The 16,570-nt window shown below is 60.7% G+C and carries 15 protein-coding genes; 8 read left to right on the top strand and 7 right to left on the bottom strand.

From position 1 onward, the window contains the following. Positions 1-19 precede the first annotated feature (19 nt). From CXQ82_RS09315 to fabB, 5 genes are all read left to right on the top strand, one after another. Positions 20-2,140 (top strand): TonB-dependent receptor plug domain-containing protein, encoded by a 2,121-nt coding sequence (locus CXQ82_RS09315; protein WP_371917340.1) that lies wholly within the window; start codon positions 20-22, stop codon positions 2,138-2,140. Position 2,141: 1 nt separating this feature from the next. Beyond that, positions 2,142-3,074 (top strand): ABC transporter substrate-binding protein, encoded by a 933-nt coding sequence (locus CXQ82_RS09310; protein ID WP_101268156.1) that lies wholly within the window; start codon positions 2,142-2,144, stop codon positions 3,072-3,074. Then, positions 3,071-4,972, top strand: coding sequence for an ATP-binding protein (locus CXQ82_RS09305; protein ID WP_101268154.1), 1,902 nt, complete (start codon positions 3,071-3,073; stop codon positions 4,970-4,972). The genes CXQ82_RS09310 and CXQ82_RS09305 overlap by 4 nt, the downstream gene beginning before the upstream one ends. 249 nt (positions 4,973-5,221) lie before the next feature. Next, positions 5,222-5,737 carry a 3-hydroxyacyl-[acyl-carrier-protein] dehydratase FabA gene (fabA, locus tag CXQ82_RS09300; protein WP_010211704.1) on the top strand — a complete coding sequence of 172 codons (516 nt, stop codon included), beginning with the start codon at positions 5,222-5,224 and terminating at the stop codon, positions 5,735-5,737. Positions 5,738-5,748: 11 nt separating this feature from the next. Further along, positions 5,749-6,969: a beta-ketoacyl-ACP synthase I gene (fabB, locus tag CXQ82_RS09295; protein ID WP_010211706.1), complete on the top strand. Its 1,221-nt coding sequence runs from the start codon at positions 5,749-5,751 to the stop codon at positions 6,967-6,969. Positions 6,970-7,078: 109 nt separating this feature from the next. Here fabB and CXQ82_RS09290 read toward each other — a convergent pair whose 3' ends face one another. Together CXQ82_RS09290 and CXQ82_RS09285 are read right to left on the bottom strand one after the other, a co-directional pair. Next, entirely contained in the window at positions 7,079-8,704 is a 1,626-nt protein-coding gene (locus CXQ82_RS09290; RefSeq protein ID WP_101268152.1) for a methyl-accepting chemotaxis protein, read from the bottom strand. A gap of 97 nt (positions 8,705-8,801) precedes the next feature. After that, positions 8,802-9,824, bottom strand: coding sequence for an amidohydrolase family protein (locus tag CXQ82_RS09285; RefSeq protein ID WP_101268150.1), 1,023 nt, complete (start codon positions 9,822-9,824; stop codon positions 8,802-8,804). Between the two features lie 140 nt (positions 9,825-9,964). Here CXQ82_RS09285 and CXQ82_RS09280 point away from each other — a divergent pair, with 140 nt between their 5' ends. Together CXQ82_RS09280 and CXQ82_RS09275 are read left to right on the top strand one after the other, a co-directional pair. Beyond that, positions 9,965-10,381: an OsmC family protein gene (locus CXQ82_RS09280; protein ID WP_101268148.1), complete on the top strand. Its 417-nt coding sequence runs from the start codon at positions 9,965-9,967 to the stop codon at positions 10,379-10,381. Between the two features lie 64 nt (positions 10,382-10,445). Continuing rightward, positions 10,446-11,312 (top strand): pirin family protein, encoded by an 867-nt coding sequence (locus CXQ82_RS09275; RefSeq protein ID WP_101268146.1) that lies wholly within the window; start codon positions 10,446-10,448, stop codon positions 11,310-11,312. A 139-nt stretch (positions 11,313-11,451) separates the two neighbouring features. Here the strand turns inward: CXQ82_RS09275 and CXQ82_RS09270 are convergent, their stop codons facing one another. From CXQ82_RS09270 to CXQ82_RS09255, 4 genes are all read right to left on the bottom strand, one after another. After that, the gene (locus CXQ82_RS09270; RefSeq protein WP_101268144.1) at positions 11,452-12,180 is read right to left on the bottom strand and encodes a dienelactone hydrolase family protein; all 729 of its coding nucleotides are present in this window, start codon (positions 12,178-12,180) and stop codon (positions 11,452-11,454) included. Positions 12,181-12,246: 66 nt separating this feature from the next. Further along, positions 12,247-14,151, bottom strand: a complete 1,905-nt coding sequence (gene htpG, locus CXQ82_RS09265) for a molecular chaperone HtpG (protein WP_101273752.1) — start codon at positions 14,149-14,151, stop codon at positions 12,247-12,249. 89 nt (positions 14,152-14,240) lie between these two features. Further along, entirely contained in the window at positions 14,241-14,693 is a 453-nt protein-coding gene (locus tag CXQ82_RS09260; protein ID WP_101268142.1) for a PaaI family thioesterase, read from the bottom strand. Then, positions 14,690-15,166: a PaaI family thioesterase gene (locus CXQ82_RS09255; protein ID WP_101268140.1), complete on the bottom strand. Its 477-nt coding sequence runs from the start codon at positions 15,164-15,166 to the stop codon at positions 14,690-14,692. Before CXQ82_RS09255 ends, CXQ82_RS09260 begins: the two co-directional genes overlap by 4 nt. Before the next feature lie 158 nt (positions 15,167-15,324). On the opposite strand from CXQ82_RS09255, the gene CXQ82_RS09250 reads away from it, so the two are divergent. Next, complete coding sequence (locus tag CXQ82_RS09250) at positions 15,325-15,576, top strand: hypothetical protein (RefSeq protein WP_101273751.1); 252 nt, start codon at positions 15,325-15,327, stop codon at positions 15,574-15,576. Between the two features lie 93 nt (positions 15,577-15,669). Here the strand turns inward: CXQ82_RS09250 and CXQ82_RS09245 are convergent, their stop codons facing one another. Beyond that, positions 15,670-16,407 (bottom strand): DUF599 domain-containing protein, encoded by a 738-nt coding sequence (locus tag CXQ82_RS09245; RefSeq protein WP_101268138.1) that lies wholly within the window; start codon positions 16,405-16,407, stop codon positions 15,670-15,672. Between the last annotated feature and the right edge of the window lie 163 nt (positions 16,408-16,570).

Here is a 16,570-nt window from a genome sequence, read left to right as displayed (position 1 = left end):
TAATTATCAAGGCCGTGCCGTGTATTTGGGCCCTCCTCCCCGCTCATCTCTGTTGTTGATGCTGTTGTGCTGCGGCGCGGTTTACGCCGACGACCTGTTCCTCGACAGCCAGCCGCTGCCGCAAGTATTGACCGCCACGCGCCTCAAGCAATCGGCCGCCGCCGTGCCCGGCAGCATGACCGTGATCGACCGCGAGCTGATCAAAGCCAGCGGCGCGCGGGACATCAGTGAACTGCTGCGCCTGGTGCCGGGGATGATGGTCGGCTACACCACCGGCAACCAGGCCGCGGTGAACTACCACGGCACCAGCGCCAGCGATGCGCGGCGCATGCAAGTGTTAATCGACGGCCGCTCGGTGTACCGCGCGGGCTTGGCCACCGTGGACTGGAGTGACATCCCGGTGGCCATGGAAGATATCGAACGCATCGAAGTGTTCCGTGGCCCCAACACCGTCAGCTATGGCGCCAACGCGTTGATGGCGGTGGTCAATATCCTCACGCGCTCGCCGGCCAACAGCCAGGGCTCGCGGGTGAAGGTGGTGCGCGGCGAACGCGGCATCAATGACTTCTATGCCAGCCAGGGCGCGGGCTGGGAAACCGGCGACCTGCGCCTGTCCCTGTCCGGGCAGCAGGATGATGGCTTCGACAGCGACGCCGCCGGCGCCGACCGCCGTGACAGTCGCCGCCTCAGCCGCTTCAGCCTGGCGGTAAGCCAGACGCTGAACACGCAGCAGAGCATCGACCTGCAACTGGATGCCAAGGAAGGCACCAACCAACGCCCGTATACCTACACTCCAGTATTTGCCGGGATTACCGAAGGCGGCGATAACTCCGACGTCACGGCCAAGGACTATGCCGGCTCGCTGCGCTGGAACATCGAGTTCAACCCCGAGCACAGCCTGTATGTCCAGGGTTCGGCCCAACAGTGGGACCGCCGGCAAATCTGGAAGGCCTGCGATGCCAAGGTCTCGTTCAGCCCCGAGCTGACCCAGTTGTGGCAGATGAACCCCAATTACGCCGAATTGCTGGCCCGGCATATGGACACCTACAGCCAGGGCACCGCGCCACCGGGCAGCGCCGCTGAGCAAGCCTTGGCCAACACCGTGCTGGACCAATGGCGCAATGGCGCCAACCAGAGCGTGTGCGGTGACATCGACCAGAGCACCCGCGAAAGCCGCTACGACCTGGAGGTCCAGGACACCCTCAGCCTGTCCGACAGCCTGCGCCTGGTCAGTGGCATGAACTACCGCTACGACCGCGCCGACTCCGACACCTACTTCGACGGCACCCTGGACGACACCACCTGGCGCCTGTTCGGCCAGCTGGAATGGCGCGCCAGCGAGCACTGGCTGCTGCAAGGCGGCGCGATGTATGAAGACACGCACTTGAGCGGTAATTCGCTGACGCCACGGGTGGCGGTGAACTACTTGATCAACCCGCGCCACGGCCTGCGCGCGGTGTATTCCGAGGCGATCCGTTCGCCGGACATGTTCGAAAACAATGTCAACTGGAGCTACCGCGTCACCAACCTCAGCTCCCCGACCTTCGGGCAGAGTTCCGGGCAGTACTTCGTGAAGACGCGCGGCCCGGGCAACCTCGACAAAGAACTGATGCGCTCGCGGGAATTGGGCTACAACGGTTTTTTTGCCGATATCGGCCTGAACATGGACGTGAAACTGTTCTATGACGAAATCACCGACATGATCAGTTCACCCCTGCGCAATAACCAATACATTGCCAGCAACGCCAACAGCTCACGGTTTACCGGTGCCGAAACCCAGTTCGACTGGCGCATGAGCAACGCCGACCGCCTACGGCTGACTTACGCGTATGTAGACGCCACTTCCAGCAATCCACTGGACAAAGCGCAAACCGCGCGTAACAGTGGCTCCGCCGGCTGGTTGCGCGAGTGGGGCCAAGGGTGGTCCAGCGCGCTGTTTTACTATGGTGACGACGCACTCAATAGATATCGCTTCGAACGGGTCGACCTGCGGGTGGCCAAGCGCATTGCCCTGGGCAAAGCCAACGTGGAGCTGGCCGGCATGTTGCAACAACGTCTCGACAATCAGCCCACCACTTGGGCCGATAACAATTACGACCACCGCCACGTCCTCTACTTCAGCGCGGAGTTAGAGTTCTGACATGGGCAACTCGTCACGGATGACCTTCTTCTTTATCTACACGCTCTGGCGACGCGGCGTGCTGCTCGCCTGCCTGCTGCTGGCGCCCCCGGCATGGGCCGCCGAGATCCTGCTGACCGCCGCCGAAGACAGCGCCGGGGTGCGCGCATTTACCCAGGCCCTGGCCGAGCAACGCCCTGACGACCGCGTTACGTTTACCCCGCTCAAGGACCTGCCGGCCCCCAACCGCCTGCCCGCCAACACGCGCCTGATCCTGCTCGACCTGCCCGGCCTCGATTGGCGCCTGCAGGATACCCAGGGGCCACCGACCCTGGTATTGCGCATCAGCCGCTTGCAGGCCCATGAACGCCTGGGCAGCAATGCACAGCACGCGCGCATCAGCCTGCTGTGGAGCGACCCACCACTGGAGCGCCAGTTGCGCCTGATCGCCAGCATCCTCCCGCAAGCTCGGCGCATCGGCGTGCTCTACGGCGCCGAGAGTGAATTCCTGCTGCCCGAGCTGCGCCAACACGCACAAGCACTGGAGCTGGAAATCGTGCCGCAGCGCTGGGACAACACCAATGACAGCCGCGCGCTGCAAAGCCTGTTCAGGAACAGCGACGTCTTGCTCGGCCTCGACGACCCGCAGCTGTACAACCCGAAAACCGCCAAGAACCTGCTGCTGAGCAGCTACGCCCAGCAATTGCCGCTGGTGGGCCCGAATGCCGGGTTCGTGCGGGCCGGGAGCCTGGCCAGCACCTACAGCGACCAGGCCGACTGGCTGACCGTGCTCGATCATATGCTTGACCAGCCGCCCGCCAATTGGCCGCGCACGTTGTACCCAAAACACTTCAAAGTCGTGGGCAACCCGCAAGTCGCACGCTCACTGGGGATCGAACAGGTGGACGAAGCCAGCGTCGCCGCCCGATTGGCCGAAGGAGAACAACACCCATGACCTTGCGTCGTCGTTGGGACATCAACACCCGCACCCAGCTCATCACCCTGGGCCCGGCACTGTTGCTGACGTTGCTGTTGATCAGCTTCTTTACCTTCGTGCGTATCCAGGACTTGCGCCAGGAACTGGACCACACCGGCCAGCTGATCGCCAACCAACTGGCGCCCGCTACCGAATACGGCGTGATCTCCGGCAACAACGACGTGCTCGACAGCCTGCTGCGCGCCACGCTGGCCACGCCCCATGTGCGTTTCCTGGAGATTCAGGACAGCAGCGAGAACATTCTGGTGTATGTCGAGCAACCCTCGGAGACACATGACCGCTCGCTGTCGGTGAAAGTCTTCCAGGCGCCGATCCGCTTGCAGCACATCCAGTTGGGCAATGACTTTTTCCAGGACAACCTCAACGAACCCAAGGCGCCCCGGGCTGACTACCTGGGGCGAGTGATCGTCGGCATGTCCAACGACGCGTTCAGCCAGCGCCAGCAGGAAATCCTGTTCAAGGCCGGCATCTTGGCGTTGTTCGCCCTGCTGTTCACGTTCCTGCTCGCGCGGCGCCTGGCCGCCAGCCTGTCGCAGCCGATCAGCGCCATGGGCCATGCGGTAAAAGCCATCCAGCAAGGCGACTACAAGACACCGCTGCCGATTGTGGATGACTCGGAGCTGGGCGACCTTTCGCGGCATATCAACAACCTTGCCGAGGGCCTCAACCAGGCCAGCCGCGAACAGCAGCAGGCCATGGCCCAGTTGATCGAGACCCGCGAGGAAGCCGAACGGGCGAACAGTGCCAAATCGGACTTCCTGGCGATGATGAGCCACGAACTGCGCACGCCGATGAACGGCGTACTGGGCATGCTGCAACTGCTGGAAACCACCGAGATGACCGAGGAACAGACCGAATACGCGGCGCTGGCCTCTGAGTCCACCGAGCATCTGCTCAAGGTCATCAACGACATTCTCGACTTCTCGCGCATCGAACGCGCAGCCCTGGAGCTGGAACATATCCCGTTCAACCTGGCCGACCTGATCAGCAGTTGCGCCCAGGCCTTCCAGCACAGCGCCCAACAACGCGGGCTGACGCTCACGCTGCCGATTCCGCAGGGCCTGGGCGCCTTGCGGGTGCAGGGCGACCCGACGCGTATCCGCCAGATCCTGGTGAACCTGATCGGCAATGCATTGAAGTTCACCGAGCACGGCACCGTCAGCGTCGAACCGCAGTGGCAGACCCTCGACCATGAGCTGGTGTGGTTCACCTGCACCGTGCGCGACAGCGGCATCGGGATTTCCGCCGAACGCCTGGAATTAATGTTTGATGCGTTCCAGCAAGCTGACAGTTCCATTTCAAGACGTTACGGCGGCACCGGCCTGGGCCTGCCCATCGCCCGCACTCTGGCCGAACGCATGGGCGGCACGCTGCGCGCCCAAAGCGAAGAAGGTCGCGGCTCGGTATTTACCCTGGAAATCCCGCTGGCCATCGATCAGCACAGTGTGCCGGACATCGCCAGCAACGCTGAAGGCAAAACCGGCGCGGGTGACGGCCGCCAGGTGCTGCTGGTCGAAGACAACCCGGTCAACCGCACTGTGGTCGAGGCCATGCTGCGCAGCCTGGGCTTTGAAGTGAGCCTGGCGACCGATGGCGCCGAGGCGATCCGCAGCGCTGAAAGCCTGATTTTCACCGCGATCCTGATGGATTGCCGGCTACCGCTGATCGACGGCTATGAAGCCACCCGGCAGATCCGCCAGTTGCCGGGGTGCGCCGACCTGCCGATCATCGCCCTTACCGCCAATGCCTTGCAGGGCGACCGCGAAGCCTGCCTGGCAGCGGGTATGAACGATTACCTGGCCAAGCCGTTCAAACGTACGGATTTGCAGCAAATACTGCAGCGTTGGGTGCAGTAGCGCCGCGCCATCAGCCAACTCCGACTGGCGTGAAAGACGAAAGTGCGGCAGTCTTAGGCACCCGAACGGGCTGATAAACAGGCCCGGTTTAAAATTTCAGTGAACAAGTGTACATTCAGTACCTTAACGCTGTGACTTTCACTACAACGCAATAGTCTATGTGTAGGCTGCCGACATGAGGCATGAACGCTTCATTCGGTTCGGGAAGATTTGCCCTACCCTGCCGCATGGGATTATTGAGGAGCTCGCATGACCAAACAAAACGCCTTTACTCGGGAAGACCTGCTGCGCTGCAGTCGCGGTGAGCTGTTCGGCCCAGGTAACGCGCAACTGCCCGCCCCGAACATGCTGATGGTGGATCGCATCACCCATATCAGCGAAGAGGGTGGCAAGTACGGCAAAGGTGAATTGGTCGCCGAGCTGGATATCACCCCGGACCTGTGGTTCTTCGCCTGCCATTTCGAAGGCGACCCTGTGATGCCGGGCTGCCTGGGCCTCGACGCCATGTGGCAGTTGGTCGGTTTCTTCCTCGGCTGGCAAGGCCTGCCGGGCCGTGGCCGCGCCCTGGGTTCGGGCGAAGTGAAGTTCTTTGGCCAGGTCTTGCCGACCGCCAAGAAAGTCACCTACAACATTCAAATCAAGCGCGTCCTCAAGGGCAAGCTGAACCTCGCCATCGCCGATGGTTCGGTGAGCGTCGACGGTCGCGAGATCTATACTGCCGAAGGCCTTCGGGTTGGCGTATTCACTTCCACTGACAACTTTTAAGGGTTATCCGCATGCGCCGCGTCGTTATCACTGGTCTGGGCATCGTTTCTTGCCTGGGCAATGACAAAGAGACCGTCACCGCTAACCTGCGTGCAAGTCGCCCTGGCATCCGCTTCAACCCGGAATATGCCGAAATGGGTCTGCGTAGCCAGGTTTCCGGCTCCATCGACCTGCCCCTCGAAGAACTGATCGATCGCAAGATCTATCGCTTCGTCGGCCACGCTGCCGCCTACGCCTACCTGGCCATGAAAGACGCCATCGCCGACTCCGGCCTGAGCGACGACCAGGTATCGAACGTACGCACCGGCCTGATCGCCGGCTCGGGCGGCGCATCCACCCTGAACCAGATGGAAGCGCTGGACATCCTGCGCGAAAAAGGCGTGAAGCGCGTTGGCCCGTACCGTGTAACGCGGACCATGGGCAGCACCGTTTCGGCCTGCCTGGCCACGCCGTTCCAGATCAAGGGCGTGAACTACTCGATCTCCTCCGCATGCGCCACCAGTGCTCACTGCATCGGTACTGCCGTTGAGCAGATCCAGCTGGGCAAGCAGGACATCGTATTCGCCGGCGGCGGTGAAGAAGAGCATTGGAGCCAATCGTTCCTGTTCGACGCCATGGGCGCGCTGTCCACCCAATACAACGAAACCCCGGAAAAAGCCTCCCGCGCCTACGACGCCAAGCGTGACGGTTTCGTCATCGCCGGCGGTGGCGGCATGGTGGTGGTCGAGGAGCTGGAACACGCTCTGGCCCGTGGTGCCAAGATCTACGCGGAAATCGTCGGCTACGGCGCTACTTCCGATGGCTACGACATGGTTGCCCCAAGCGGCGAAGGCGCCATCCGTTGCATGCAGATGGCCATGTCCACCGTTGATACCCCAATCGACTACCTGAACACCCACGGCACCTCGACTCCGGTCGGCGACGCCAAGGAAATGGAAGGTGTGCGTGCGGTATTCGGCGACAAGGCTCCGGCCATCAGCTCTACCAAGAGCCTGTCCGGTCACTCCCTGGGCGCCGCTGGCGTTCACGAAGCGATCTACTGCCTGCTGATGATGGAAGGCAACTTCATGGCCGGCTCGGCCAACATCGACGAGATTGATCCGGTTGTGGCTGATATGCCGATCCTGACCAAGACCGTTGAAAACGCCAAGATCGACACCGTGATGAGCAACAGCTTCGGCTTTGGTGGCACTAACGCCACCCTGGTGCTGAAACGCTGGCAGGGCAAGTAAGGCCTGTAGCTTGAGCGCATAAAAAAGCCCCGACTGGTTCGGGGCTTTTTTGTGGGTGACTGAAATCAGGACGGAGTCGCCTGTATCGGGGGCAACTCGGCCCCCAGCCCTACACCGAAAACCGCGCCACCATCGAATTCAAATCCACCGCCAACCGCGACAACTCGTGGCTCGCCGCACTGGTCTGATTCGCCCCGGTCGACGTCTGATGCGCCAGATCACGAATATTCATCAAATTGCGATCCACCTCCCGCGCCACCGCCGCTTGTTGCTCCGACGCACTGGCGATCACCAGGTTGCGCTCATTGATCAAGGTAAACGCCGAGGCAATTTCCTCCAGCGCCAGCCCCGCCGATTTGGCGATATCCAGGGTGGAACGTGCGCGCGTGTTGCTCTGCTGCATCGAGCTGACGGCCTGGTCGGTGCCCTGCTGGATGCCGCTGATCATCTGCTCGATTTCCTGGGTCGACTGCTGCGTGCGATGGGCCAGCGCGCGCACCTCATCGGCCACCACCGCAAAACCGCGCCCGGCATCCCCGGCACGCGCCGCCTCGATGGCGGCGTTCAGCGCCAGCAGATTGGTCTGCTCGGCAATCGAGCGGATCACATCCAGCACTTTGCTGATGCCATAGACCTTCTGCGCCAGATCCCCGACCTCGGTGGCATTGGCGGTCACATCGTCAGCCAGCGCTTCGATCGACACCACCGTCTGCTGCACTTGCTCACGCCCACGCTGGGCAATGCGGTCCGACTCACGGGACGCCTGGGACGTGGCCACTGCATTGCTCGCCACCTCTTCCACCGCCGCCGTCATCTGGTTGACCGCCGTGGCGGCCTGTTCGATTTCCTGGTTTTGCTGATGCAGGCCACGGGTGGCGTCCTCGGTCACGCAGCTGAGTTCCTCGGAGGCCGATGCCAGCTGGTTCGACGACTCAGAGATACGCCGGATGGTGTCGCGCAGGTTTTCCTGCATGCCCTTGAGCGCCTGCTGCAAGCGCGCCGGCTCATCATTGCCAGTGACACTGATCTCGCCGGTCAGGTCGCCACTGGCGACGCCCTGGGCCACTTTCAGTGACTGGGCCAGCGGCAACACAATACTGCGGGTCAGCCATACCGCCAGGCCGATGGTGATCAGCGCAGTCAGCACAATCATGCCGACCACCCAACTGCGCGACTCGCTGAACACCCGTTGCGCGAGGCTCGCGGCCTGGTTGGCACTGGCTTTGTTGAGGCTGACCAGCTCGCGCAGGGTGGTGGCCATTTCATCGGCCAGTTGATTCATCTCGCCATTGACCACCCGAATAGCATCGTCGAGCTGATTGGCCTGGGAAAACCCCATGACCTGCTCCTGACGTTGCAGGTACTGCTGCTCCTGGACCTTGAAGCGATCAAACAGCGTGCGCTCCTCGGGCAGCACGATCAGCGCTTCGTACAGCGTTTGCGCGCGGTGCAGGCCACTTTTCAGGTCGTTGAGCTTCTGTTCATTCTGCGTCAGCGCCTGGGGCTCGCGGTTGAGCAGCAGGCGCAAGGTCAGCGCGCGCACCCGCAGCAGGTCCTGGCTCATCTCCCCCACCGCCATCACGCTGGGCAACCAGTTGTTTTCCACCTGGTCCGACTGCTGGCGCATATTGGCCATCTGCAACAGGGCAAAGCCGCCCAGCGCAAACACCATCAAGGCCAACACACCAAAGCCCAGGCCGGCGCGCGGGGCGATATTCAGACTACGAATACTCATTACACAGGTTCCTTCCAAAAGCGCTGCATCCACCTGCAGCAGGTCTCTTGAAAGTTATCGGCGCGCTAGCCGATTTGCGTAAGACCAAAACGCGATATCAACGCGCGCCCAAATCGCGAGGCGCCTTGGGCAGGATGGCCAGGAAGTTGTCCTGCGCGACCTTGTGGGCAACCTCCTCAGGCAACGCATCGAGGAAGGGCTCAAACCGGCGCATCTCCTTACCCAACTTGTTGAAGCGCCCTACAACATCCGAGCCGAGCATAAAGCGCTCCGGGAAGCGTTCTACCAGCTTGACCCACTCCGGCCGGGGCTTGCCCGCGTCGTCGAGTAAGTACGGCGTGAGCATGCTCCAGGACAGGTCGATGTAAAGATTGGGGTAGGCCTCCAGCATGCGGCTCAAGGTGGGCAGCAAAAAGTCCATCTGCACCTGATGGCGATGGATTTCCTTGCTGGTACCCGCGTGGGCCCAGATAAAGCGGGTGTGCGGATGGTTGCGCAGCGGCTCCTCCACCTCCGCCAGGTACAGCGGGTTGCGCTCGCGCTTGGAGGTGATATTGGAATGCAGCATCACCGGCAGGTCATTTTCGGCCGCCAGGTGATAGATGCGCGTCATGGCTTCATTGTTGGCGCGCGGGGTGTCGCCGGAGGTCAGGGCCGTCAGGTCATCGTGGCGGGTGAACACTTCGCCAATGCCCTGCCACAGCCCTGGGTTGAGGTCGAGCATGCGCTGGATATGGGCCGCGGAGTTCTTGTCGTTGGGGTTGAAGCCGGACAGAAACGGATGAAAGTGCTGGCGCTGTTCGGGTGTCAGTTTATTTACCGCCGCCGCGACGATCACGTCAGTGGCGCTGTACCAATAGGCATCCGCATCGTCGCCGGCGTAGTAGCGCGGGCGCTTGGGCTCGTCTTCGTGCCATTTCTTGGCGACAGGGATGCCGGAAATCATCACATGCTCGATGCGATTCTCTTGCATGGCCTTAAGCAATTTATCCATGCCTGCGGTTTCCTGGAAAAAATCCACGTAGTGCAGGTGCGCGTCGCTGTAGGCATAGTCGCGAGCCTGTGCGGCAAAGCTGGTGGCGGCGAGCAACAGGGCAACGCTCAGAGGGGTCCAGGGCACGGTGCGTCCTCAAAAAGGGCTGAATACCGGTAGACCTTGCGCCCTGCAAACGGGTTCACCGGCAAAAAACACGGAACACCCCAGTGCCAACATGCTCTATAACTGGAAGACCTTCATCCTGCCACCCTGTGAGGTTTGCCATGCCTGTTACCGTGAATACGCTGAACGCTGAAAACTTCCGCCACAGCGTCAACATCAACAATCACGAGCTGTTTACTGACCTGCCCAAAAGCTTGGGCGGTGACGATTCGGCGCCCTCCCCCCACGATTACTTCGATGCTGCGCTGGCGTCGTGCAAAGCGCTGACGGTCAGGTTGTATGCGCAGAAAAAGGACATCCCGCTCACCGGCGTAACGGTGGAAGTCACCCACGACGCCACCGAAGAGCAAAAAGGCAAATACGCGCTCAGCGTCAAGCTGACCCTCAAGGGCGTGCTCACCGATGAACAGCGGGAAGAACTGCACCGTGTGGCCGAAAAATGCCCGGTGCATAAACTGATGACCACGGCCGAGATCAGCATCGAGACAAAACTGTCCGAAGGTGCCTTCAGCCAATAGCGGCAACCTTGCGTCGAGCGGGTTATGCTCATTGCCATCCAACCCGCTCAGACTGGGATGCACCATGACCACCCTCACCGTGATCCGCCCTCGCCCGGAAGATGTCGAAGGCCAGCCGATCCTGCGCCCGTTGCCGTCGCGCGAATGCCGCAGCGTCGGGCCTTTTGTATTTTTCGACCACATGCTGCACACCCGCTACGCGCCGGGCAGCGGCATGAATATCCGCCAGCACCCGCATATTGGCCTATCCACCCTCACCTACCTGTTCGAAGGCGTGCTGCAGCACAAGGACAGCCTGGGCTCGGACCAGGTGGTGCAGGCCGGCGACGTCAGTTGGATGACCGCCGGCAGCGCAATTGCCCACGTTGAGCGCACCCCCGACGCGGTGAAGGCCAGCGGTTTCAGCCTGCATGGCCTGCAAGTGTGGCTGGCATCGCCCAAGGACCACGAAACCGGGCCGGGGCATTACAGCCATCACCCGGCGGCGAGCCTGCCGGTGAGCGACAACCTGGGCGTACAGATCCGGCTGATCGCCGGCAGCGGCTTCTGCCTCAAATCACCCGTGCCAGTGCTGTCGCCCACGCTGTATGCCGAAGTACAGATGCAGGCGGCCACGACCCTGTTGATCCCGGATGAACACGAGGAACGCGCGGTGTATGTGCTGGAGGGGGAGGCACAATTGGACGGTGAAGCGCTGGAGGTGCATAGCTTGGTGGTATTACCGGCGGGTCAGGCGATGACACTGTTTGCCGAGACGGATTGCCATCTGGTGGTGCTGGGTGGCGCGGCGCTGGATGGGCCGCGGCGGATCAATTGGAATTTTGTCGCGAGTGATCCGTTGAAGATCGACGAGGCTCGGCGGCGTTGGGCGGCTGGGGAATGGCCGACCGTGCCGGGTGAAACTGAAAGAATTGAGTTGCCAGTGAGATAGCTATCGGGGGCAAGTCGAATCGTCGCACCGCCCCTCCCACATTTGAACGCATTCCTACAGACTAAATGCGGTCGAATGTGGGAGGGGCGGTGCGACGATTCGACTTGCTCGCGAAGGGGCCGGAACAGGCGGTAGAGTTTTAGCCCTTGAACACTTCATCCAACAAATTATGCATCGACTGGAAAGCCCGCTTGGCGGTCTTCGCGTCGTACATCATCTTGCCCGGTACATTGGCGTGCGGGTCGGTGAAGGAATGCACCGCGCCGCCGTAGCTCAGCAATTGCCAATCCACACCGGCCGCGTTCATTTCGGCTTCAAAGGCCGGCAGCTGTTCTTTTGGCACCAGAGGGTCGGACGCGCCGTGCAGCACCAACACCGAACCCTTGACGTGTTTGGCGCCAGCCGGGTTCTGGGTATCGATAGTGCCGTGGAAAGATACGGCAGCTTTCAGTGGCGCGCCGGTACGCGCAAGCTCCAGCGAGCAAAAACCGCCAAAACAGAAGCCGAAGGTTGCCAGCTTCGAGGTGTCCACCGCGGCTTCGGTCTGGCCTTGCAGTTGCTCAAAGGCTGCCTGCATACGCTTGATCAGCGCCGGGTTGTCATTCTTCAACGGCATCATCGCCGCGCCGGCCTCATCACCGTTCGACGGACGCACGGTTTGCCCGTACAGGTCGGCAATCAGCACCACATAGCCTTTGCTGGCCACGCTCTTGGCGATTTCTTCAGCGCCGGCACTCACACCCATCCAGTTCGGCGCCATCAGCAGGCCCGGCAGCGGGCCCTTGTGGCTGGCATCGAACGCCAGACGGCTCTCATAAGACTGGCCATCAATCTGATAGACCACGGAACGCACAGTGACTTGGCTCATCATTTACTCCAGTTGAGGTGCACGAGAACGAAAAAACCCGCCGAAGCGGGTTTTTCAACATCAGGGTCAAACCGACAGTTCAACCAACAGCTTGTTCAGGCGGCGCACGTAGGCGGCCGGGTCTTTCAGGCTGTCGCCGGCGGCCAGGGCCGCTTGGTCGAAGAGGATGTGCGACAGGTCGCCAAACCGCTCTTCGCTCTGCTCGCCGTCGAGTTTCTCGATCAACGGGTGAGCCGGGTTGAATTCGAAGATCGGCTTGGAGTCCGGAACCTTCTGGCCGCTGGCTTCGAGGATCTGACGCATCTGCATGCCCAGGTCCTGCTCACCGATGGCCAGGATCGCCGGGGAATCAGTCAGACGGTGGGAAACCCGCACTTCGCTGACGGCATCGCCCAAGGCAGTCTTGATCCGCTCAACCAGACCTTCTTTGGCCTTGGCGACTTCTTCGGCTTCTTTCTTCTCTTCTTCGGAGTCCAGGTTACCCAGGTCCAGGTCACCACGGGCGACGTCGACGAAGGTCTTGCCGTCGAACTCGCTGAGGTAGCTCATCAGCCACTCATCGATACGGTCGGTCAGCAGCAGCACTTCGATGCCTTTCTTGCGGAAGACTTCCAGGTGCGGGCTGTTCTTGACCTGGGCGTAGGTTTCGCCGGTCAGGTAGTAGATCTTGTCCTGACCTTCCTTGGCGCGCGCCAGGTACTCGGCCAGGGCAACGCTCTGCTCACCGTCATCACCGTTGGTGGATGCAAAGCGCAGCAGGCCGGCGATTTTTTCCTTGTTGGCAAAATCTTCCGCCGGGCCTTCTTTCATGACCTGGCCGAAGTTTTTCCAGAAGCCCTTGTATTGCTCAGGCTCGTTTTTCGCCAGTTTTTCCAGCATGTCGAGTACGCGCTTGGTCAGCGCCGACTTCATCGAGTCGATGATCGGGTCTTTCTGCAGGATTTCCCGCGACACGTTCAGCGACAGATCATTGGAGTCGACCACGCCTTTGATAAAGCGCAGGTACAGCGGCAGGAAGGATTCCGCCTGGTCCATCACGAACACGCGCTGCACGTAAAGCTTGAGGCCTTTTGGCGCTTCACGCTGATACAGGTCGAACGGAGCACGGGCCGGTACGTAGAGCAGCGAGCTGTATTCCAGCTTGCCTTCGACCTTGTTGTGGCTCCAGCTCAGCGGGTTTTCGTAGTCGTGGGCGATGTGCTTGTAGAACTCCTGGTATTCCTCGTCCTTCACTTCAGTGCGAGGGCGGGTCCACAGGGCGCTGGCGCGGTTGACCACTTCCCATTCTTGGGCAGGCTGCTCTTCGCCTTCAGCGGCCGCCTGTTCTTTCGGCAGTTCGATGGGCAGGGCGATGTGGTCGGAATACTTCTTGATGATGTTGCGCAGGCGCCAGCCATCGGCGAATTCATCTTCGCCGTCTTTGAGGTGCAGCACGATGCGGGTACCACGGTCAGCCTTGTCGATGGTGGCGATTTCAAATTCGCCCTCACCTTTGGAAGACCAGTGCACACCTTCGCTGGCGTCGAGGCCAGCACGACGGCTGAACACTTCAACCTGGTCGGCAACGATGAAGGCCGAATAGAAGCCCACGCCGAACTGGCCGATCAGGTGCGAATCTTTCTTCTGGTCGCCCGACAGATTCTTCATGAAATCGGCGGTGCCGGATTTGGCGATGGTCCCCAGGTGGGTGATCGCATCATCGCGGCTCATGCCGATGCCGTTGTCTTCGAGGGTGACGGTCTTGGCGTCTTTGTCGAAGCTCACACGGATTTTCAGCTCGGCGCCACCTTCCAGCAACTCAGGCTTGGACAGGGCTTCGAAACGTAATTTGTCGACAGCGTCAGAGGCGTTCGAGATCAATTCGCGAAGGAAGATTTCCTTGTTGGAATACAGCGAATGGATCATGAGGTGCAGCAGTTGCTTCACCTCGGTCTGGAAGCCCAGGGTTTCCTTTTGAGTTTCCACACTCATGGTCATCAAACTCCAATTGGATGGCAGTGGCCGCGCCCTTCAGGGTTGGCGGCGGGTTGTCATCAAAGTTGGGGGCTAAGACCAGGATTTCAAGGGCGGGCTGTTTCCTCGATCTTGAAATGCGCGCGGGCGGTGGCGATGGGTTCGGCCGCGGTGCTCTGCCACGCAGTGATCGCCACATTCGCCACCCGTCGACCCTGGCGCCACACCTGGCAGGTGGCGTACGTGTCGCGAAACTGCCCGGCGCGCAGGTAATCGAGGGAGAAGTCGATGATTTTCGGCACACCCGGCGCGCCGGTAAACACCATCAGGTGCAGCGCCGCCGCCAGCTCCATAAAGCCGGCAATCACCCCGCCGTGAAGCGCAGGCAATATGGGGTTACCAATATTGTCCTTGTTGGCCGGCAGGCGAAACAGCAACTCATCCCCCAGCCGCGTGCATTCGATGCCGATCAGTTCGGCGTAGGGGATCAGCTCCAGCAGCGCTGCGTAGTTGCCGCGCGCGTGGGCCTGCTCCAGGCGGGTCTTGAATCGGTGTGTCATGCCTGCGCCCCCTTGATTGCATCTCCCAGCCCTTGCGCGCCCTTGAGGCGCTTACCCATGCGCATGAACGTGCCCACCACATGGGCGATGGGCTGTTGCGGGTCGTCCTGATAAGCAAAGCCACGGGTAAAGATCACGTCGGTGGTCACCCGGTAGCACTGGGCAAAGCCATACACCGGCTTGAGCGGCGCGGCGGCATGCATGTAGTCGATACGCAGGTCGAGGGTCGGGCACACCTCGAACTCCGGCAGCACACACAAGGTGGCCATGCCGCACGCAGTGTCCATCAGCGAGGTCAATGCACCGCCGTGGATCACGCCGGTGGTAGGGTCGCCGACGAGATGCGCGGCGTAGGGCAGGACCAGCGTGATGCCCTCCCCGCTTGCGTCATGCACGCCAATACCCAGCACCTGGCAGTGGCGCAAAGCTGAAACAAAACGTGTCGAACGCTCTAACAGTAGGGTTTCGGTCATTGAATCCAGACTCTTATTAGTGTTGATCTTCGCAGTGGAGGGGGCGGTGGAAAGTTCCCTGAAGGCCGTGTTTTATATATCTATGGAATAAAAGGAACTAATGCTGAAGCGCCATGCTCGAAAGGCCAGTAGATATCTTCAATAAGGAGAAACACCCCATGCGCAAGACTTTAGCTATTTCCATGATGCTGGCCGCTGCCCTCGGTCTCGCTGCCTGCGATAAAAAATCCGAAGACAAAGCCCAAGACGCCGCGGCACATTCCGAGCAAGCTCAGAAAGATATGGCGAAGGCTCAGGATAAAGTGAACGACGCTGCGAAAGAAAACGCCGATGCTGCCAAAGCTCAGGCTGAATCGAACGCAGCCGCCGCTAAAGAAGCAGCACCAGCTACGCCTGCCTCGGGTTCTTGATACCGCGGTTTGAAATAGCTTGGCTGTAAAAAGAAAGCCCGCTTAGATAGCGGGCTTTTCTTTGCCTGGAGTTTTTATTCGACGCATTACGAACTAAGCCGGCTCTTTGACGGCCTCGGGCAATGCGGCATCCGTTTGCGTATACACCATCACCTGCAGTACGTCGGAATGAAACTCCCGGCGATACAGCACGCACACTACCCCGGCACTCATCAACATAAATAACCAAGGGCTGACAAACCACGCCAGCATGGTCATGCCGAAATAATAAGCGCGCAGGCCGAAGTTGAACTGGTTGGCGGCCATGGAGATCACCCGCGCCGCGCGCAGGGCAAACGCATTGCGCTCCTGCTCCGACACATGTCGCTCACCGATCATCGGCGCCGAGCCCACCAGCACCGCGGCGAAGTTGTACTGGCGCATGCACCAGCTGAAGGTGAAGAAGGCGTAGACAAACACCAGCGCCAGGCACAACAACTTGATTTCCGACATGCCCTGGGAGGCCTGCTGCACCATGGGGATATCCGCCAGGAGCGACACCGCCCGCTCGGACGCACCGAGTACGGTGAGAATGCCGGCGAGGATGATCAAGGTGCTGGAGGCAAAGAACGAAGCGTTGCGCTCCAGGTTGCCGATTACGCTGGCATCGGCGATACGGTTGTCGCGCAGGAGCATGCGACGCATCCAATCTTCGCAATACAGGTGCAGCACGCTGGCCAGACACGCGGTATCCCGGGCTTTCCAGATGGCATAACGGGTGTAGCCGCCCCAGCACAGCACAAACCAGAGAGCGGCAAGCAGGTGGACTTGGTTGGTTTCGACGAACGACATGCGGGTCCTATTGAGCGGTGGATGAAGGCGAACACGGTCTAAAAAATGTGGGAGCGGGCTTGCTCGCGAATGCGGTGGTTCAGTTTATATATCTGGCACTGACCCACGGCATTCGCGAGCAAGCCCGCTCCCACACCGACCGTATTCCAACTGTAGAAGGTGC

It is taken from the genome of Pseudomonas sp. S09G 359, from assembly GCF_002843605.1.
Lineage (GTDB): Bacteria > Pseudomonadota > Gammaproteobacteria > Pseudomonadales > Pseudomonadaceae > Aquipseudomonas.
Note: the sequence above shows the minus strand (reverse complement) of the source record. Positions and strands in the feature narration are given on the sequence as shown.

What these genes read in the sequence shown, in the direction of transcription:
- CXQ82_RS09290 (WP_101268152.1), bottom strand. Translation starts at nt 8,704, where the DNA reads ATGAGTATTCGTAGTCTGAATATCGCCCCGCGCGCCGGCCTGGGCTTT.
- CXQ82_RS09305 (WP_101268154.1), top strand. Translation starts at nt 3,071, where the DNA reads ATGACCTTGCGTCGTCGTTGGGACATCAACACCCGCACCCAGCTCATC.
- fabB (WP_010211706.1), top strand. Translation starts at nt 5,749, where the DNA reads ATGCGCCGCGTCGTTATCACTGGTCTGGGCATCGTTTCTTGCCTGGGC.
- CXQ82_RS09255 (WP_101268140.1), bottom strand. Translation starts at nt 15,166, where the DNA reads ATGACCGAAACCCTACTGTTAGAGCGTTCGACACGTTTTGTTTCAGCT.
- CXQ82_RS09245 (WP_101268138.1), bottom strand. Translation starts at nt 16,407, where the DNA reads ATGTCGTTCGTCGAAACCAACCAAGTCCACCTGCTTGCCGCTCTCTGG.
- CXQ82_RS09260 (WP_101268142.1), bottom strand. Translation starts at nt 14,693, where the DNA reads ATGACACACCGATTCAAGACCCGCCTGGAGCAGGCCCACGCGCGCGGC.
- CXQ82_RS09280 (WP_101268148.1), top strand. Translation starts at nt 9,965, where the DNA reads ATGCCTGTTACCGTGAATACGCTGAACGCTGAAAACTTCCGCCACAGC.
- CXQ82_RS09310 (WP_101268156.1), top strand. Translation starts at nt 2,142, where the DNA reads ATGGGCAACTCGTCACGGATGACCTTCTTCTTTATCTACACGCTCTGG.
- CXQ82_RS09275 (WP_101268146.1), top strand. Translation starts at nt 10,446, where the DNA reads ATGACCACCCTCACCGTGATCCGCCCTCGCCCGGAAGATGTCGAAGGC.
- fabA (WP_010211704.1), top strand. Translation starts at nt 5,222, where the DNA reads ATGACCAAACAAAACGCCTTTACTCGGGAAGACCTGCTGCGCTGCAGT.
- CXQ82_RS09250 (WP_101273751.1), top strand. Translation starts at nt 15,325, where the DNA reads ATGCGCAAGACTTTAGCTATTTCCATGATGCTGGCCGCTGCCCTCGGT.
- CXQ82_RS09270 (WP_101268144.1), bottom strand. Translation starts at nt 12,180, where the DNA reads ATGAGCCAAGTCACTGTGCGTTCCGTGGTCTATCAGATTGATGGCCAG.
- htpG (WP_101273752.1), bottom strand. Translation starts at nt 14,151, where the DNA reads ATGAGTGTGGAAACTCAAAAGGAAACCCTGGGCTTCCAGACCGAGGTG.